The sequence below is a fragment of the Streptomyces sp. NPDC060031 genome (assembly GCF_042736805.1).
GTDB lineage: Bacteria > Actinomycetota > Actinomycetes > Streptomycetales > Streptomycetaceae > Streptomyces.
In genome coordinates this window covers 1-17,620 of the sequence record NZ_JBHWVM010000080.1, presented here as the reverse complement: position 1 = coordinate 17,620, position 17,620 = coordinate 1, and the positions used below count along the sequence as shown (strand labels likewise).

Here is a 17,620-nt window from a genome sequence, read left to right as displayed (position 1 = left end):
CGTCAGGCTCCTCTCGTTACCGCTCTCTGCCGCCATGCTGCCCCATCCCCGCTGGATACACTCGCTTGCATGTCTGGCCAGTCGCTGCTCGTACCAGGCGAGCTTTCTCCCGTCCGTTCCGTTCCCGGAAACATCCGCCGGCCCGAGTACGTGGGCAAGCCCGCGCCCACTCCGTACACCGGACCGGAGGTGCAGACGGCCGAGACCATCGAGGCCATGCGCATCGCCGGCCGGATCGCCGCCCAGGCGATGGAAGAGGCCGCCAAGCTCATCGCGCCGGGGGTGACCACCGACGAGCTGGACCGGGTCGCCCACGCGTACATGTGCGACCACGGTGCGTACCCCTCCACGCTCGGCTACCGCGGTTTCCCCAAGTCCCTGTGCTCCTCGCTCAACGAGGTCATCTGCCACGGCATCCCCGACTCGACCGTCCTGCGCGACGGCGACATCGTGAACCTCGACGTGACCGCGTACATCGGCGGGGTGCACGGCGACAACAACGCCACGTACCTGTGCGGTGACGTGGACGAGGAGTCGCGGCTGCTGGTGGAGCGCACCCGCGAGGCCCTGAACCGGGCCATCAAGGCCGTCAAGCCGGGCCGCCAGATCAACATCATCGGCCGGGTCATCGAGTCGTACGCGAAGCGCTTCGGCTACGGCGTGGTCCGGGACTTCACCGGCCACGGGATCAACTCGTCCTTCCACTCCGGCCTGATCATCCCGCACTACGACAACCCGCACGCCACCACCGTCATCGAGCCCGGGATGACCTTCACCATCGAGCCGATGCTGACCCTGGGCACCCACGAGTACGACATGTGGGAGGACGGCTGGACGGTCGTCACGAAGGACCGCAAGCGCACCGCGCAGTTCGAGCACACACTGGTGGTGACGGACACCGGGGCGGAGATCCTCACGCTCCCGTAGGGCCCGGCCGGAGCGGGGCCGGCATCTTTTACCGACAAGGCGTCGGGAACACATTGACTTAGGCAAACCTAAGCAAGAAGATCAGGTGTGGCGGCGGTGCCGCCACGCCTGTCTCCCCTTCCTTCGGAGGTCCGCCTTGGACGCCTTCTCCACCGCCATCCGTGTCGCGTCGCACGAGCAGCACACCGAAGCCGAGACCTCCACCTTCATGAGCGACCTCCTCGGCGGCCGGCTCGGCGTGGACGCGTACGCGCGCTACACCGAGCAGCTGTGGTTCGTCTACCGGGCCCTGGAGGACGCCGCCGAGTCCCTCCGGGACGATCCGGTGGCCGGGCCGTTCATCCGGCCCGAGCTGATGCGCGTCGCCGAGATCGAGCGGGACCTCGCGCACCTGCTGGGCGCGGGGTGGCGCGAGACCGTCGTGGCACTGCCCGCCACCGAGGCGTACGCCGCCCGCGTGGCCGAGTGCGCAGCCCGGTGGCCGGGCGGGTACGTCGCCCACCACTACACCCGCTACCTCGGCGACCTCTCCGGCGGCCAGATCATCCGCGACAAGGCCGAGCGGACCTGGGGCTTCGAGCGCAAGGGCGACGGCGTCCGCTTCTACGTCTTCGCGGACATCTCCAACCCGGCGGCCTTCAAGCGGACCTACCGCGAGCTGCTGGACGCGGTGGCCGCGGACGACCTGGAGAAGCAGCGCATCATCGACGAGTGCAAGCGCGCCTTCGACTACAACGGGGCGGTCTTCCGCGAGCTGGGCGAGCGGTTCCCGCTCAGCGCGTAGCCCCTCCGGGGAGGTGTGCGGCAAGGGCCGGTCCGGCGCGGAGCGCACCGGGCCGGGCCTTCGCCGTCGCGCCCCGGTGGACCCTGCCGCTCAGGCCAGGCCGCGGCCCGGGGCGAAGCGGACTCGGCCGCCGATCTCCACCGTGCCGTCGGGGCCGGGGGCGGTGAGGATCTGGGAGCCGGCGCCCTGGGTGATGTTCAGGGCGCGGTTCAGCTGGGCCGTCAGCAGGATCGCCGCCGAGCCGGTGGCCTCGTCCTCGGCGATGACCCCGTCGGGGCGGCGCGGGAAGCCGCGGGCCCGTACCCGGCCCGCGGTCTCGTCCTCCCAGGCCCAGGCGTACAGCCAGCCCTCGCCGGGCGGCGGGGCGGGCAGCGCCTCGACCTCGGCGACGCTGGCGTACTGCTGGGTGCGCTTGCCCTCGACCCACTCGGGGCGGGCGGTGATCCAGGTGAACTCTCCGTCGTCGCGCGCCCATACGGAGCCGGCCGGCGGCCGCAGCTCCTCGATGTCGAGCAACCAGGCGACCCCGACCAGCGGATGACCGGCGAAGGACATCCGCGTGCCGGGGGTGCGGATGTCGACGACCCCGCGCTCGGGGTCGTCGACGAACACCGTCTCGCTGTAGCCGAGTTCGGCGGCCAGCTCCTGCCGCGACCGGTCGTCGGGGCAGGTCCGGCCGTCGCGTACGACACCGAGCAGGTTGCCGAACCGGCCGTCACCCGCGCAGAAGACCTTGAGGACGTCGAGATCGTTCACGCGGGCATTCAAGCACGGCTCGGACCAGGTCGGTGCGGCGCCTGCGCGCGAGGAACACGGCGCCCGCGCCGGCCCCGGAAAGCGCTCGGCACTCCCCCAGCCGGCCGCACTGCCGTTCCCTTTTCCGGTGGAGGACGTCGTACGGATGGGCCGGGCCCCCTGGGCGGGCACCCCGTACGCCGAGGCGGACGCCGGTGGAGGTCTTCCCACACCCGGGCACGGGAACGCCGCTGATGGTTCCCGTGCGCGACGCAGGAAGCGACACGGGAAGCACCACAGGGAAGCGACGCGGCCGGAAGCACCCGTTCCACCCCAGGGCACGGCGACCGGCGACTTGACCTGCTCTTGACCTGGCCATGGGCTCTCCATGGGTGGGCCGTGACGGCTCCGTGTCCGCCGGTACCAGGTGTGCGCTGAATCACTGGACGAGTGGGGATGGGTCAGGTAAGCCTCGGTTAAGTTAGGTCCGCCTCACTGGCCTCTCCCCCTTGGGACGGCCCCCTCGTCCGACGCCCAGGAGCCCCCTATGCGCCCCGCCCGCCTCACCGTCGTCGCCGCCGCCTCCGTGGTGGCCGCGCTCACCGCGCTCACCGGTTGCGCCGAGAAGAACGACGCCGGCGGCTCGGGCACGATCCGTGTGGCGGCCTCCGACAGCGCGTGCGAGGTCTCCTCGAAGGAGTTCCCGGCGGGCAAGGTGCAGTTCGAGGTCGAGAACAAGGGCTCCAAGGTCACCGAGCTCTACGTCCTCTTCCCCGACGGCCGGATCGTCACCGAGCGCGAGAACATCGGCCCCGGCACCAAGGCCGCCATCACCGCCGAGATCAAGGGCGGTGACTACGAGGTCGTCTGCAAGCCCGGCATGCAGGGTGACGGCATCCGCCAGAAGGTCAAGGCCACCGGCCAGGGCGCCGCCGAGAAGCGCTCCCCCGAGGCGGACGCCGCGGTCGCCGCGTACCGCAAGTACGTGCAGGAGCAGGCCGACGAGACGCTGCCGAAGGCGCAGGCCTTCGCCGACGCCGTCAAGGCGGGCGACCTGGAGGCCGCGAAGAAGGCCTACGCCCCCTCCCGCATCGGCTGGGAGCGCACCGAGCCGGTCGCCGAGTCCTTCGGCGACATCGACCCGAAGGTAGACGTCCGCGAGGACGGCCTGGAGGCCGGCCAGGACCCGGCGAAGGACTGGACCGGCTGGCACCGCCTGGAGAAGGCGCTGTTCCAGGACGGCAAGATCGGTGACGCGGAGAAGAAGCTCGCCGACACCCTGATCGCGGACCTCACCGACTGGCAGAAGAAGGTCGGCCAGGCCGAGATCACCCCGACCTCCATGGCCAACGGCGCCAAGGAGCTCCTCGACGAGGTCGCCACCGGCAAGGTGACGGGCGAGGAGGAGCGCTACTCCCACACCGACCTGGTCGACTTCAAGGCCAACGTCGAGGGCGCGCAGAAGTCCTACGAGCTGCTCAAGCCGGTCGCCACGAAGAACGACGCCGAGCTGGTCAAGCAGCTCGACACCCAGTTCGCGGCGCTGAACACGCTGCTGGACAAGTACCGCGCCGACAAGACGGGCTACGAGTTCACCGCCTACGACAAGGTCGGCGAGACCGAGCGCAAGGAGCTGTCGGACGGCGTCAACGCGCTGGCCGAGCCGCTCTCGAAGCTTGCCGCCGCGGTCGCGAAGTAACGGCAGAAGTCGAGCAGGCGGGAGACCGGAATGGCTGAGTCCAAGCAGGCAGCGCAGCCCGAAGAGGCTGACCAGAGCTCGTCCACGCCCTCACGGCGCGCCGTCCTCGGCTGGGGAGGCGCCGGGCTCGCGATCGGCGCCGCCGCGGCCGGCGGTGCGGTGGCGGCCTTCAACAGCGGTACGGACTCGGTGCCGGCGGCGGCCGCCGGGGCGGCCATGCCGTTCCACGGCGAGCACCAGTCGGGCATCGCCACCGCCGTACAGGACCGCCTGCACTTCGCGGCCTTCGACGTGAAGACGAAGAGCCGCGACGAGCTGGTCAAGCTGCTCAAGGACTGGACCGAGGCGGCCCGCCTGATGACCTCCGGCCACCCGGTCGGCGAGGGCGGCTACGGCGGTCTCCCGGAGGCACCGCCGGACGACACGGGCGAGGCGCTGGGCCTGAAGGCCTCGCGCCTCACCCTGACCATCGGCTTCGGTCCCGGCCTGTTCGCCAAGGACCGCTTCGGCCTGGAGGGCAAGCGCCCGGAGGCCCTGATCGAGCTGGAGCAGTTCCCGGGCGACAGCCTGGACCCGGCCCGCTCCGGCGGCGACCTGTGCGTCCAGGCCTGCGCCGACGATCCGCAGGTCGCGGTGCACGCGATCCGCCAGCTGGCCCGGATCGGCTTCGGCAAGGTGGCGGTGCGCTGGTCGCAGCTGGGCTTCGGCAAGACCTCGTCCACGACCCCGGACGAGCAGACCCCGCGCAACATGATGGGCTTCAAGGACGGCACCCGGAACATCTCGGGCACCGACGCCGCGGGGCTGGAGAAGCACGTGTGGGTCGGCGCGGGCGACGGCAGCGACTGGCTGACCGGCGGCTCGTACCTGGTGGCCCGGCGCATCCGGATGCACATCGAGACCTGGGACCGCACCTCCCTGCAGGAGCAGGAGGACATCATCGGCCGGGACAAGGGCGAGGGCGCCCCGGCCGGCAAGTCCAAGGAGCGCGACGAGCCGTTCCTGAAGGCGATGAAGCCGGACGCGCACGTGCGTCTCGCGCACCCGGACTCCAACAACGGCGTCACGATCCTGCGCCGCGGCTACTCCTTCACGGACGGCACGGACGGCCTGGGCCGGCTCGACGCGGGTCTGTTCTTCCTGGCCTACCAGCGGGACGTGCGCAAGGGCTTCGTACCGTTGCAGCGCCAGCTGTCCAAGAACGACTCGCTCAACGAATACATCCAGCACGTGGGTTCGGCCGTCTTCGCCGTCCCGCCGGGCGTCCGCGACAAGGACGACTGGTGGGGCCGGACGCTGTTCGCGTAGTCCCCGCCGGAGAGGAAAAGCCGTGTTCGGCAACTATCTGATCGGCCTGCGCGAGGGGCTGGAGGCCAGCCTGGTCGTCTGCATCCTCGTGGCGTACCTGGTGAAGACCGGGCGGCGGGACGCGCTGCGTCCCGTCTGGCTGGGCATCGCGATCGCCTGCTCGATCTCGCTGGCCTTCGGCGCCCTGCTGACCTGGGGCAGCCAGGAGCTGACCTTCGAGGCGCAGGAGCTGCTGGGCGGCAGCCTGTCCATCGTCTCCGTCGGCCTGGTGACGTGGATGGTCTTCTGGATGAAGCGCACCGCGCGGCACCTGAAGAGCGAGCTGCACGGCAAGCTGGACACGGCGCTGTCCATGGGCACCGGCGCGCTGGTGGCCACCGCCTTCCTGGCGGTGGGCCGCGAGGGGCTGGAGACCGCGCTGTTCGTGTGGGCTTCGGTACGGGCGAGCGGCGAGGGCTCCTCGGCCCCGCTGGTCGGGGTGCTGCTGGGCATCGGCACGGCCCTGGTGCTGGGCTGGCTGTTCTACCGGGGCGCCCTGAAGATCAACCTCGCGAAGTTCTTCAAGTGGACCGGCGGCATGCTGGTGATCGTGGCCGCGGGCGTCCTCGCGTACGGGATCCACGACCTCCAGGAGGCCCGCTTCCTGGGCGGCCTGAGCGACAAGGCCTTCGACATCACCTCGGCCGTCCCGCCGGACAGCTGGTACGGGACCCTGCTCAAGGGCGTCTTCAACTTCCAGCCCGACCCCACCGTGGTCCAGCTGACGGTGTGGGCGCTGTACGTGATCCCCGTGCTGGCGCTGTTCCTGGCCCCGGCCGTGACGCGCGGCAAGTCGCAGCCGAATCCGGAGGCGAAGCAGGAGCCGAGCCACTCCTGAGCACACGAAGAAGGCCCCGGGTACGCGCGGTGCGCGCGGCCGGGGCCTTCTTCGTGCGTATCGGGGGTCAGCGGCCCAGGGGCCAGGCGACCGCCGCGGGGGTCTGGTCGGAGGCGCCCGCGTACTGGGCGCAGGCGTCGGTCAGGGTCTCCAGGAGCGTGAGGGGGTCCGGGAGGGGGTGTTCCATGCCCCGGAGCCAGATGACCGCCTGGTCACCGGGCAGTGCGGCGGGCGGGACCAGGACGTAGCTGCCGCGGCAGTGCCAGCGCAGGCCCGGGTGTTCGTCCATCGTCTCGGGGTGGCAGTCCAGTTCGCAGGGCCACCACTCGTCCTCGTCCTCGGGGGTTCCGCGGGTGGCCGTGAAGAACAGCATGCGGGCGTGGTCGCCGGTGCCCTGGGACTCGGCGACGGGTCCCACCTCCACGCCGGCGGCCAGCAGGCGGGCCAGAGCGGCGGTGCCGGCCTCCAGCGGGACGTCCAGGACGTCGTGCACCATGCCGGTCGCGGTGATGAAGTTGGCCTGCGGCTGGCTGCGGGCCCAGCGTTCGACCTGGGCGCGGTCGGTGGTGGACTGGGTCTGCCAGGCGAAGGAGAGCGGGTGGCGTGCGGGCGTGGGACAGCCGATCCTGTCGCACGAACACCGGTAGCCGGCGGGATGGGCGGCGGGGGCGATCGGGAGGCCTGCGGCGGCGACGGCCAGGAGCAGCGCCTCGCGTTCCCTGCCGGGGTCCTCGGGAGCGGGTTTCGGCCTGCGGCGCAGCCACTGGGAAATCCTGCTCTGCTCGCCGCGTTTGACGCGGCCGGACTCAGACCCCATCTGTCCCCTCACCTACCGTTGCCCCGGCGGACCCTCACATGGTCCCACCATCCTGCGCCCCGGGTGACCGCACTCCTCAACCGGGGGGCTGGGGACGGGGCGCTGACAGCCCCTACATAAGCACACAATCAGGCCATATGTTCTCGGCCGTTGATCCGGCCCCTACGCGCCGGTGACCTATGCCACCCCGCCGGGCAGATCACCCGGCGCCCCGCCCGAGACCCCCGCCAGCACCCGGTCCACCAGCTCGTCCGCATAAGCGTGCGTCGCCTCGCTCGCGCTGGCCGGGGACGCCGAGGCGCAATCCGACCGGGCCGGCTTCCCCGACACCGGGGACCTCGCGGCCGACCTGAAGTACGTGCTGCGGCTGACGGTGGACGAGTTCACGACGAGAGGTACGAGGCGCCCGCGCGCGCCCTCACCGCGGCCGGCGCGACCGACCCGGAGCTGGGCGCCAGCTTCAACGAGAGGCTGCTGGAGCCGCAGCTCGCCGCGGGCGTGGATCCGCGCCTGGTCGTGGAGATGCTGCTCGGTCCGCTGACGCACCGGTGGCTGCTGCGGACGGTGCCGCTGTCCAGCAGGACCGCCGCCTTCGACGGCCACCAGCGGTAGATGGTCTGCTTGCCCACCCCGGCCCGGGCGGCGATGGCCTCGATGGTCAGCTTGTTGTAGCCGACCTCCCCGACCAGGGCGAGCGCGGCGTCGAGGATGGCCCGGAACGTCTCGTCTTTCAGCCGTCCCGGAAACCACCCAATCAGTTCACTGCGCCGTCCGCGCCGAGGAGAGACGATTCTCTTCTCATCATCGTGAGGAGCCTTCTTTGCGCAGAGACGCCACACCCCGGCGCTACCTGATGTGCCCGCCCGCGCACTTCAAGGTCACGTACTCCATCAACCCGTGGATGGACCCCACGAAACCGGTGGACCTGCCCCTCGCACTCGCCCAGTGGGAAGACCTGAGGGACCGCTACCGCGCCCTCGGCCACACCGTCGAAACCCTGGTGCCCGACCCCGCGCTGCCCGACATGGTCTTCGCGGCGAACGGCGCCCTGGTCATCGACGGCCGCGTGCTGGGCGCGCGCTTCGCGTATCCGGAACGGGCCGCCGAGGCGGAGATCCACCTCGACTGGTTCCGGGCCCACGGATTCACCGAGGTCCACGAGCCATCCCACGTCAACGAGGGCGAAGGCGACTTCGCCGTCACCGCCACCTACATCCTCGCGGGGCGGGGCTTCCGCTCCAGCCCGCTCTCGCACGACGAGGCCCAGGAGTTCTTCGGCCGTCCCGTCATCGGCCTCGACCTGGTGGACCCGCGCTACTACCACCTCGACACGGCGCTGTCCGTCCTCGACGGCGACGAGGTCATGTACTACCCGCCCGCGTTCTCCGCGGGGAGCCGGGCCGTGCTCCGCCGGCTCTTCCCGGACGCGCTGATCGCCGACGACCACGACGCGGCCGCCCTCGGGCTCAACGCCGTGTCGGACGGCCGGCACGTCCTGCTCCCGCAGGCGGCCGCCGGACTGCTGGGGCCCCTGCGCGACCGGGGGTTCGAGCCGGTGCCGATGGATCTGGGCGAGCTGCTCAAGGGCGGCGGCAGCGTGAAGTGCTGCACCCAGGAGCTGCGGCCCTAGCCCTTACGGTGCCTGCGGCGGCCAGGCCTGGCCCCAGTCGGCGTCCCGCGCCGCCTTGTAGAGGTCACCGTGGCGCTTGGTCACGTTGACCCGGGTCAGGCCCGCCGCGTCACCCTCCTCGGGTCCGCACAGCTCCAGCAGGACGAGCCCCTTGCGGATCTGCGGCCTGCGCGTGATCCGGGAGGCGGCGGGCTCCACCGGGAAGCGCGCCGCGGCGACGTAGCTGAACTTCTCGTCCTCGTACGGGAGGGAGCCGCCCTTGACCTGCCGGTGCAGGGAGGAGCGGCTGACCCGCGCCGAGAAGTGGCACCAGTCCTGCCCGACCTCGATGGGGCAGGTCCCGTCGTGCGGGCACGGGGCCGCCACCCTCAGCCCGGCCTCGATCAGCTGGTCGCGGGCCTCGCGGATGCGCAGGTAGCCCTCCGGCGTGCCCGGCTCGATCAGGACCACGGCCCGTCCGGCGCGGGCCGCCTCGGCGACGACCGCGCGGCGGGCCTGCGCCGTCAGCTCGCCCAGGACGTACGAGACCGTCACCAGGTCCGCCTCCGGGAGCGTCAGCCCCGCTCCGATGACGGCCCGCCGCCAGTCGGCGCCGCGCAGCGCCTCGGAGCCGGAGGCCGCGGCCAGTTCCCGGCCGAGGGTCAGCGCCGGCTCCGCCCAGTCCAGCACCGTGGTCGTGCGCGGGCCCTCCCAGGTGGCGTCCACCGCCCAGGTCGCCGCTCCCGTGCCGCCGCCCACGTCCACGTGCGAGCCGGGGGTCCAGTGCGGGGCCGCTTCGGCGAGGGCGTCCAGGGCGGCCCGTACGGCCTCGAAGGTGGCCGGCATCCGGTACGCCGCGTACGCCGCGACGTCGGAGCGGTCGCGCAGGACGGGCTGGTCGGTCGGGGTCTGCCCGCGGTAGTTGGCGATCAGCCGCTCGACGGCGGCCGCGGCCTGCTTCGGCGGAAGCCCGTCGAGCAGTCCGCCGAGTGCGCTGCGGAGGGTTTCGGCGGTGGTGGGGACGGTGACGTTCACCAGCGAAGTTTACGGCGCGCCGGCGGGGCTGGATTTCCACGGCCGGCACATGCCGAGGAAGCAGGCCACCGACAGCAGCGAGCACACCACCTGGACCACGGCCATCGGGACCGCCGTGTCCTCGCCCGCGATCCCGACCAGCGGCGAGGCGACGGCCCCGACGAGGAAGGAGGATGTGCCGAGCAGCGCGGAGGCCGACCCGGCGGCGTGCGGGGTGCGCATCAGGGCCAGTGCGTTGGTGTTGGGCAGGACCACTCCCATCGCCGACATCAGGACGAACAGCCCGGCGGCGATCGGCACGAGCCCGACCTCCCCGAACACCCCGGCCGACATCAGCAGCAGGGCCGCCGAGGCGGCCGTGATCAGCCCGAGGCCCACGGCCAGCACCTTGTCCATGCTGACGCGGCCGACCAGCAGCTTGCCGTTGACCTGGCCGGCGGCGATCAGGCCGACGGAGTTGAGGCCGAAGAGCAGGCTGAAGGCCTGCGGCGAAGCCCCGTAGATCTCCTGCACCACGAACGGCGAGGCCGATATGTAGGCGAAGAGCGCGGCGAAGGCGAAGCCGCCGGCCAGGGTGTACCCGGTGAAGACCCGGTCGCCGAGGAGGCCGCCCATGGTCCGCAGCGCCGCGCCCACCCCGCCGGTGTGCCGCCGCTCGGGCGGCAGGGTCTCGCCCAGGCAGCGCCAGGTGACCAGGGTGAGCACGGCGCCGACGGCGGTGAGGACGACGAAGACCCCGCGCCAGTCGGCGAAGCGCAGCACCTGGCCGCCGATGAGCGGGGCGATGATCGGGGCGGAGCCGGATATGAGCATCAGGGTGGAGAAGAAGCGGGCCATCTCGACCCCGTCGTACAGGTCGCGCACGACGGCCCGCGCGATGACGATCGCGGCCGCGCCGGCCAGGCCCTGGAGCAGGCGGAAGCCGATCAGCAGCTCGGCGCTCGGGGCGAGGGCGCAGATCGCGGTGGCGAGGACGTAGACGACCATGCCGACGAGCAGGGGCCGGCGGCGGCCCCACCTGTCGCTCATCGGGCCGATGACGAGCTGGCCCAGCGCCATGCCGGCGAGGCAGGCGGTGAGCGTGAGCTGGACGGTCGCGGCGGGGCTGTTCAGGGCGGTGGTGACCTCCGGCAGCGCCGGCAGGTACATGTCCATCGACAGCGGGGGCAGGGCGGTCAGGCCGCCCAGGATGAAGGTGACGAGCAGTCCGGTGCGCCGGGCGGCCGCCAGGGGCGCGGCAGCGCTGCCCGGGGTGGTGGGGGTGGTCGTGGCGGAGGGCGTCGCGGGCGACGGTTCCGAGGGGGCCGTCGCGGGGCCTCTCTCCGACATGCGCAACTCCAGTCCTTTTATCGTTTCCTCACATCCCCGACGACCCATGCTCTCAGCTATCGGAACGTCCGTGGGCCCGCGTGCGCTGTGACGTAGCCTGCGGCCCCATGAACGCAAGTGGGAAGAAGATCGCCGTGGTGACCGGGGCCGGCTCCGGGATCGGCCGCTCCGTCGCCCTGACCCTGGCCGCCGCCGGCTGGGCGGTGGCCGCGGCCGGCCGGCGCACCGGGCCGCTGGAGGAGACGGCCGCGCTCGCCGGGGGCGGCGCGGACGTGCTGTGTACGGCGGCGGACGTGAGCCACCCCGACGACGTGGCCGCGCTCTTCGCGTCCGTACGGGAGCGGTACGGGCGCCTCGACCTGCTCTTCAACAACGCGGGCACCTTCGGGCCGGGCGGCGTCCCGCTGGAGGACATCACGTACGAGGCCTGGCGCTCGGTGGTCGACGTCAACCTGACCGGAGCCTTCCTGTGCGCGCAGGCGGCCTTCCGCCAGATGAAGGCACAGGACCCGCAGGGCGGCCGCATCATCAACAACGGCTCCATCTCCGCCCACGTGCCGCGGCCGAACTCGATCGCCTACACCGCGACCAAGCACGCCATGACCGGCCTGACGAAATCGCTCTCGCTGGACGGGCGCCCGTACCGGATCGCCTGCGGGCAGATCGACATCGGCAACGCGGCCACCGAGATGACCGAGCGGATGCAGACCGGGATCCCGCAGGCCAACGGGCAGCTGGCGGTGGAGCCGGTGATGGACGCGGCCGACGTGGCGCGCACCGTGCTGCACATGGCGGAGCTCCCGCTGGAGGCGAACGTGCAGTTCGCGACGGTGATGGCGACGGCCATGCCGTACATCGGGCGAGGCTGACCCGGGGAATGCCGGGCCGGGGCGGGCAGTTGAGCCGATCATGACTGATACCGCCGATCCGACCGAGGTACTGCGCTACACGGCCTTCTCCGCCGACCCGGCGGGCGGCAACCCCGCCGGGGTCATCCTGGACGCGTCCGGGCTGGACGAGGCCGCCATGCTGGGGATCGCCGCCGAGCTGGGCTACAGCGAGACCGCGTTCCTGACCGCCCCGCCCGCGGACCTCGGCGGCGAGAGCGGCCGGGCCTTCACGGTGCGCTACTTCAGCCCCAAGGCGGAGGTGCCCTTCTGCGGGCACGCCACCGTGGCCACCGCCGTCGCGCTGGCCGAGCGGATCGGCCCCGGCGAGCTGGTCTTCGCGACGCGGGCCGGGACGGTGCCGGTCTCGGTGACCGGCTCCGCGACGGACGGCCCGGGCCTGCGGGCCACGCTGACCAGCGTCGAACCGCACGTGGAGGAGGTCGCCGACGCCGACCTCGCCGAGGCGCTGGCCGCGCTGGACTGGCCCGCCGCCGACCTCGACCCGGGGATCCCGGCACGGATCGCCTACGCCGGGGCCCGCCACCTGGTGCTCGGAGCCGCCACCCGGGCCCGGCTCGCGGACCTCGCGTACGACTTCGCCCGGCTGGAGGCGCTGATGCGGCGCCTGGACCTGACCACCGTCCAGCTGGTGCACCGGGCGGGCCCGGCGCTCTTCCACGTACGCGACCCCTTCCCCGTCGGCGGTGTCGTCGAGGACCCGGCCACCGGAGCCGCGGCGGCCGCGTTCGGGGCGTACGCCCGCGAGCTCGGCCTGGTCCCGGCCGACGCGGTGCTCACCCTCCACCAGGGCGAGGACATGGGCCGCCCGGGGGTCCTGACGGTGGAACTGCGGGCCGGCGACAGCCGGGTCCGGGTGGGCGGCGCCGGGGTGCGGATCGCGTGACAACCGGCGTGACGATCGAGGCGTACGAGGCCGACGCCCTGCCCGCCGGACTCGCCGCGCAGGTCGCCGCCCTGGAGGCGCACGCCTGGCCCGGGGCGGGCGCCGGCCACGACCCGGCGCTCACGCCCCGGGCGATGGTGCTGCTGGACGGGTCCGGGGCGGTCGCCGCCTCGCTGGCGCTGCTGTACAAGCCGGTGCCGCTCGCGGGCCGGACGTACCGCGCGGCCGGGCTCAGCTCGGTGGTGACGCGGGCCTCGGCGCGCGGCCGGGGGTACGGCGGCCTGCTGGTGGCGGCGGCCCGCGCCTCGCTCGCCGCCGACCCGGCCGTGGACGTGGCGCTGTTCAGCTGCGACCGGGAGCTGACCCCCTTCTACGAGGCGGCCGGCTTCACCGCGCTCCCGGGTGCGGTCCTGGTCGGGGGGACCCCGCAGGCGCCGCTCGCCACGGACGAGCCGGGCTTCGACAAGAGCGTCCTGGCGGCCTTCTTCACCGCGGACCCGGCCGCGGACCGCGCCGTCTTCACGGGCGCCCGCATCCCGCTCCACCCGGGCACGGTCGACCGCCTCTGGTGACGGCGCCGGTCCCGGCGCGCGTCAGCGGGTCCGCGTCAGTGGATCTGCGTCAGTAGATCCGCGTCAGTGGATCTGCTTCACGACCACGTCGAGGCTCCAGGCCTTCGCCGCCTTGGCGGGGGCCTGCGCCTCCACCGTGAAGCCCAGGTCCCGCAGGGCCGTGACCAGCTCCGCCGGGGAAGCGGGCCGGGTGCCGGCCAGCAGCAGGTCACGTACCAGAACGCCCTTGGTGTGCTTGTTGAAGTGGCTCACCACCGACCGCTTCTCCACCCCGTCCACGATCTGCGAGTGCAGCACCCGCACCGTCGCCGTCCGGCCGGCCGTCTCCCCCTTCGGCTTCCAGGCCGAGGCGTACGCGGACGAGCGCAGGTCCAGGACCAGGCCCTCGCCCGCGGCCTCGGGCATCGCCTCGGCCATCGGGGCCCGCCAGTACGCGTTCAGCGCGCCCAGCCCGGGCAGCTTCACGCCCATCGAGCAGCGGTAGGAGGGGATCCTGTCGGTGATCTTCACCGCGCCCCACAGCCCGGAGAAGACCAGCAGGGAGTCCTCCGCCAGGGCCCGCGCCGCGGGCGGCAGGGTGGCCAGGCCCAGCGCGTCGTAGAGGACACCGGTGTAGATCTCCCCCGCGGGCCGGGCGGCGGCGGAGCGCAGCCCGGCGTTCTTCGCGACCTCGCCGCGCAGTCCCTCGCTCAGGCCCAGCACCTCGCGGGCCTTCAGCTCGTCCCCCGCGCACAGGTCGACCAGCTCCTCCAGCACGGCCGCCCGCGCGGCGGCCAGCCCCGGCAGCGACAGCGTCCGCGGCTCCAGAGGTACGCCGGAGCCGCCGGCGGCCTTTCCCTCGGACGGCGGCAGCAGCACGAGCACGGTGGTTCTCCTTCAGTACGACGCGGCGCAGGGGGTGCGGCCCCCGGCCCAGGGTAAGGCTCTCGCCGTGCCGCCCAGGCCCGGCGGCCATAGGCTCGGTCCATGCCACGCCGTCACATCAGCATGACCGGCGCAGACGGGACTGCCCTGCGGGCCGCGCTGCGTGAACTGCGGACGAATCTGGATGTCCCGGAGGACTTCCCGGCCCCGGTACTCGCGGAGGCCGAGCGTGCGGCCGCGCACCCACGGCTCCCGGACCAGGACGCCACCGACCTCCCCCTCTTCACCATCGACCCGCCGACCTCCCGGGACCTGGACCAGGCCATGCACCTGGCGAGGCGGTCCGGCGGCGGCTACCGCGTGCACTACGCCATCGCCGACGTCGCCGCCTTCGTCACCCCCGGCGGCGCCCTGGACGCCGAGGCCCACCGGCGGGTCACCACCCTCTACTTCCCCGACGAGAAGGTCCCGCTGCACCCGGCCGTGCTCTCGGAGGGCGCGGCCAGCCTGCTGCCCGACCAGACCTGCCCGGCCCTGCTGTGGCGGCTCGACCTGGACTCCGAGGGCCGGGTGGAGAGCACCGACGTACGCCGGGCCCTGGTCCGCAGCCGGGCCAAGCTCGACTACGACGGCGCCCAGAGGGCCATCGACACCGGCACGGCCGAGGAGTCCCTGGCCCTCCTGAAGGACGTCGGCCGGCTGCGCGAGACCCTGGAACAGGAACGCGGCGGCATCTCGCTGAACGTGCCCGAGCAGGAGATCGTCGCCCAGGGCGGCTCGTACACCCTGGCCTACCGGGCCCCGCTCCCGGCGGACGGCTGGAACGCCCAGATCTCCCTGATGACCGGCATGGTGGCCGCCGAACTGATGCTCGCCGCCGGCACCGGCATCCTGCGGACCCTGCCCAGCGCCCCGGACGGGGCGGTCGGCCGGCTGCGGCGGGCGGCGAAGGCCCTGCGGATCGACTGGCCGCACCACGTCCCGTACGCCGAACTCGTCCGTTCCCTCGACCCGCACCGCCCGGCCCACGCGGCGTTCCTCCAGGAGTGCACGGCCCTGCTGCGCGGCGCCGGCTACACCGTCTTCCGCGGCGGCGAGACCCCGGACCCGGTGCTGCACGCGGCGGTGGCCGCCCCGTACGCCCACTGCACCGCCCCGCTGCGCCGGCTCGTCGACCGGTACACGGGCGAGCTGTGCGTGGCGGCGGTGGCGGGGGCCGAGCCGCCCGAGTGGGCGGTGGCGGCGCTGGCCGAACTGCCGCAGGAGATGGCGCAGGGCAGCCGGATGGCCAACACGGTGGAGCGGGAGTCCGTGGACCTGGTGGAGGCGGCCCTGCTCAAGGACCGCGTCGGGGAGACCTTCGAGGCCACGGTGATCGACGTCAAGGACCGGGAGCCGCTGGTGGGCACGGTCCACCTGGAGGAGCCGGCGGTGGTCGGCCGCATCGAGTCCACCGCGCGGGAGCTGCCGCTGGGCGACCGGATCAGGGTGCGGCTCGCGGAGGCCGACCCGGGGACGCTGAAGGTCCTCTTCACCCCGGCCTGAGACCCGGCACACGGCGTCTGCGCCGGACGGCTCTGGCCATCGCCGCCCGGGGCCTGGCATCATCTGCGCACCGCGCGGTACGAACGACCGCGCAACAGCAGGGGGAGGGCCCGGAGATGGGGTCCGTCGATGTGCGGGACGCGGCAGGTTCCACGGCGGGACGTCTCGGGGCGCGCCGCCGGCCGGCCGCCCCCCTACGGCCGTTCATCGTCAACTACACCGGCTTCGAGACCGGGTTCACCGCGCCGCGGCGCCGCCTGGAGCTGCCCACCGGGTTCGTGACCCTGGTCTTCACCTTCACCGAGGGCTTGTGGGTGACCCGTACGGAGGGGCTCTCGACGTCACCGCTGCGACCCGCCTCCCGGGCCATGATCAGCGGCCCGCGCACGGTGCCGGCGATCGGGGTGCACGCGGGCGCGGTGCACGGCCTGGAGGTGAACATGAGCCCGCTCGGCGCCTACCGGCTCTTCGGCATCCCGGTGGCGCACTTCGAGGACGCGCACGTGGAGCTGGTCGACGTGCTCGGCCCGTCCGGGCGGCACCTGGCCGACCGGCTCCAGTCGCTCGGCTCGTGGCGCGAGCGCTTCACCCTGCTCGACGAGGTGTTCTGCGGCCGCCTGGAGCGGGGCCGCGCCGCAGCACCGGAGTTGCGCGGGGCCCTCGCCCGGCTGTGGGCCGACAGCGGTTCGCTGGCCCGGGCGACCGCCGGGACCGGATGGGGCGCGCGCAACCTGCGGGCGCGCTTCCGCGAGCAGGTCGGGCTGTCCCCCAAGGGCATGGCGCGGGTGTTCCGCCTCCAGCACGCGCTGCGGCTGCTGTCGGCGGGGATGGCGGGGGCTCAGGTGGCGGCGGCCTGCGGCTACCACGACCAGGCCCACCTGAGCCGCGAGGTGAAGGCCATGACGGGCCTGCCCCCGTCGGGGTTCGTCAAGCTCCGCGGGGGGCTGCCCCCGGGCTCTTCCCTGGACCGGCTCCCGGGCCGGATCACCAGCGTGATCCTGTCGGGTTAGCCGCGGGCACGACCGGTCTGCGGCGAGTGCCGTTTTCTCCAAGACAGGGCTCCGCCGACTTGCCACGCTCGACGTACGACTCCTCCTCCCCCCGGAGAGTCCCCACGCACTGCGTCAGCCCGTCACGGGGCTGTGGGCTGCCGCAGTGCGGCCGGCCGCGACCCAGCCGGTAACATGGACGGCACGACAGACGAGTCGGCCGGGCGGCCGCGTCGGGACCCCCGGGTCCCGCCGAGGAACGTCCGGGCTCCACAGGGCAGGGTGGTGGGTAACGCCCACCCGGGGTGACCCGCGGGACAGTGCCACAGAAAACAGACCGCCGGGGGCTTCGGTCCCCGGTAAGGGTGAAACGGTGGTGTAAGAGACCACCAGCGCCTGAGGTGACTCAGGCGGCTAGGTAAACCCCACCCGGAGCAAGGTCAAGAGGATCCGTCCCCGGACGGGTCTGCGCGAACGCTTGAGGGCTGCCCGCCCGATGTTCGCGGGTAGACCGCACGAGGCCGGCGGCAACGCCGGTCCTAGATGGATGGCCGTCTCCCCGGCGACCGCGAGGTCTCCGGGCGACAGAACCCGGCGTACAGGCCGGCTCGTCTGCCGTCACACACGACGAAGGACCCCCGCCCACCGGGCGGGGGTCCTTCGTCGTACCGCTCCCGCTTCTCAGCTTGATCTTTAACCTCGTTGTTCTTTCAAGCGGACATGTTCGGTGAGTGTC

At 72.8% G+C, this 17,620-nt stretch carries 16 protein-coding genes, 1 other RNA gene and 3 pseudogenes; 14 read left to right on the top strand and 6 right to left on the bottom strand.

Going from position 1 to position 17,620, the window contains the following annotated elements; genetic code table 11:
• Window positions 1-69: 69 nt before the first annotated feature.
• Window positions 70-927, top strand: a complete 858-nt coding sequence (gene map, locus ACFWB8_RS28490; protein ID WP_385233120.1) for a type I methionyl aminopeptidase — start codon at window positions 70-72, stop codon at window positions 925-927.
• Window positions 928-1,063: 136 nt separating this feature from the next.
• Window positions 1,064-1,711, top strand: a complete 648-nt coding sequence (locus tag ACFWB8_RS28485) for a heme oxygenase (biliverdin-producing) (RefSeq protein ID WP_385233117.1) — start codon at window positions 1,064-1,066, stop codon at window positions 1,709-1,711.
• 90 nt (window positions 1,712-1,801) lie between these two features.
• Here the strand turns inward: ACFWB8_RS28485 and ACFWB8_RS28480 are convergent, their stop codons facing one another.
• Entirely contained in the window at window positions 1,802-2,467 is a 666-nt protein-coding gene (locus tag ACFWB8_RS28480; protein ID WP_385233114.1) for a PhzF family phenazine biosynthesis protein, read from the bottom strand.
• Between the two features lie 79 nt (window positions 2,468-2,546).
• Here ACFWB8_RS28480 and ACFWB8_RS28475 point away from each other — a divergent pair.
• The 4 genes and pseudogenes from ACFWB8_RS28475 to efeU form a co-directional block, all read left to right on the top strand.
• Window positions 2,547-2,657 (top strand): annotated as a pseudogene (locus ACFWB8_RS28475) (hemin ABC transporter ATP-binding protein); the annotation flags it as partial.
• 336 nt (window positions 2,658-2,993) lie between these two features.
• Entirely contained in the window at window positions 2,994-4,145 is a 1,152-nt protein-coding gene (gene efeO, locus ACFWB8_RS28470) for an iron uptake system protein EfeO (RefSeq protein ID WP_385233111.1), read from the top strand.
• 30 nt (window positions 4,146-4,175) lie between these two features.
• On the top strand, window positions 4,176-5,453 hold the full coding sequence (gene efeB, locus ACFWB8_RS28465; RefSeq protein ID WP_385233108.1) for an iron uptake transporter deferrochelatase/peroxidase subunit: 1,278 nt from the start codon (window positions 4,176-4,178) through the stop codon (window positions 5,451-5,453).
• 22 nt (window positions 5,454-5,475) lie between these two features.
• A complete protein-coding gene (gene efeU / locus ACFWB8_RS28460) occupies window positions 5,476-6,330 on the top strand; it encodes an iron uptake transporter permease EfeU (protein WP_385233105.1) in 855 nt (284 codons plus the stop codon).
• Between the two features lie 67 nt (window positions 6,331-6,397).
• Here efeU and ACFWB8_RS28455 read toward each other — a convergent pair whose 3' ends face one another.
• Window positions 6,398-7,147 carry a bifunctional DNA primase/polymerase gene (locus ACFWB8_RS28455; RefSeq protein ID WP_385233102.1) on the bottom strand — a complete coding sequence of 250 codons (750 nt, stop codon included), beginning with the start codon at window positions 7,145-7,147 and terminating at the stop codon, window positions 6,398-6,400.
• A gap of 283 nt (window positions 7,148-7,430) precedes the next feature.
• Between ACFWB8_RS28455 and ACFWB8_RS28450 the strand changes: the two are divergent.
• Window positions 7,431-7,759, top strand: a pseudogene (locus ACFWB8_RS28450) (TetR-like C-terminal domain-containing protein); the annotation flags it as partial.
• Here the strand turns inward: ACFWB8_RS28450 and ACFWB8_RS28445 are convergent.
• A pseudogene (locus ACFWB8_RS28445) lies at window positions 7,717-7,905 on the bottom strand (TetR/AcrR family transcriptional regulator); the annotation flags it as partial. The pseudogenes ACFWB8_RS28450 and ACFWB8_RS28445 sit on opposite strands and share 43 nt — an antisense overlap.
• Before the next feature lie 62 nt (window positions 7,906-7,967).
• On the opposite strand from ACFWB8_RS28445, the gene ddaH reads away from it, so the two are divergent.
• Complete coding sequence (ddaH, locus tag ACFWB8_RS28440) at window positions 7,968-8,777, top strand: dimethylargininase (protein WP_385233099.1); 810 nt, start codon at window positions 7,968-7,970, stop codon at window positions 8,775-8,777.
• A 3-nt stretch (window positions 8,778-8,780) separates the two neighbouring features.
• Here the strand turns inward: ddaH and ACFWB8_RS28435 are convergent, their stop codons facing one another.
• Both ACFWB8_RS28435 and ACFWB8_RS28430 read right to left on the bottom strand, forming a co-directional pair.
• Window positions 8,781-9,791 carry a small ribosomal subunit Rsm22 family protein gene (locus ACFWB8_RS28435; RefSeq protein ID WP_385233096.1) on the bottom strand — a complete coding sequence of 337 codons (1,011 nt, stop codon included), beginning with the start codon at window positions 9,789-9,791 and terminating at the stop codon, window positions 8,781-8,783.
• A gap of 9 nt (window positions 9,792-9,800) precedes the next feature.
• Window positions 9,801-11,120, bottom strand: coding sequence for a multidrug effflux MFS transporter (locus tag ACFWB8_RS28430; RefSeq protein WP_385233093.1), 1,320 nt, complete (start codon window positions 11,118-11,120; stop codon window positions 9,801-9,803).
• A 107-nt stretch (window positions 11,121-11,227) separates the two neighbouring features.
• Here ACFWB8_RS28430 and ACFWB8_RS28425 point away from each other — a divergent pair, with 107 nt between their 5' ends.
• Genes ACFWB8_RS28425 through ACFWB8_RS28415 form a run of 3 tightly spaced genes read left to right on the top strand, consistent with a single transcriptional unit; the run spans window position 11,228 to window position 13,486 of the window.
• On the top strand, window positions 11,228-11,989 hold the full coding sequence (locus tag ACFWB8_RS28425; protein WP_385233090.1) for an SDR family oxidoreductase: 762 nt from the start codon (window positions 11,228-11,230) through the stop codon (window positions 11,987-11,989).
• A gap of 40 nt (window positions 11,990-12,029) precedes the next feature.
• Window positions 12,030-12,914, top strand: coding sequence for a PhzF family phenazine biosynthesis protein (locus tag ACFWB8_RS28420; protein WP_385233087.1), 885 nt, complete (start codon window positions 12,030-12,032; stop codon window positions 12,912-12,914).
• Window positions 12,911-13,486 carry a GNAT family N-acetyltransferase gene (locus tag ACFWB8_RS28415; RefSeq protein WP_385233084.1) on the top strand — a complete coding sequence of 192 codons (576 nt, stop codon included), beginning with the start codon at window positions 12,911-12,913 and terminating at the stop codon, window positions 13,484-13,486. Before ACFWB8_RS28420 ends, ACFWB8_RS28415 begins: the two co-directional genes overlap by 4 nt.
• A 63-nt stretch (window positions 13,487-13,549) precedes the next feature.
• Here ACFWB8_RS28415 and yaaA read toward each other — a convergent pair whose 3' ends face one another.
• Window positions 13,550-14,350 carry a peroxide stress protein YaaA gene (gene yaaA / locus ACFWB8_RS28410; protein WP_385233081.1) on the bottom strand — a complete coding sequence of 267 codons (801 nt, stop codon included), beginning with the start codon at window positions 14,348-14,350 and terminating at the stop codon, window positions 13,550-13,552.
• A gap of 102 nt (window positions 14,351-14,452) precedes the next feature.
• Between yaaA and ACFWB8_RS28405 the strand changes: the two genes are divergently transcribed.
• From ACFWB8_RS28405 to rnpB, 3 genes are all read left to right on the top strand, one after another.
• Entirely contained in the window at window positions 14,453-15,895 is a 1,443-nt protein-coding gene (locus ACFWB8_RS28405; protein WP_385233078.1) for an RNB domain-containing ribonuclease, read from the top strand.
• A 116-nt stretch (window positions 15,896-16,011) separates the two neighbouring features.
• The gene (locus ACFWB8_RS28400; protein WP_385233076.1) at window positions 16,012-16,905 is read left to right on the top strand and encodes a helix-turn-helix domain-containing protein; all 894 of its coding nucleotides are present in this window, start codon (window positions 16,012-16,014) and stop codon (window positions 16,903-16,905) included.
• A gap of 191 nt (window positions 16,906-17,096) precedes the next feature.
• Window positions 17,097-17,499, top strand: an RNA gene (rnpB, locus tag ACFWB8_RS28395) — RNase P RNA component class A.
• Window positions 17,500-17,620: the final 121 nt, after the last annotated feature.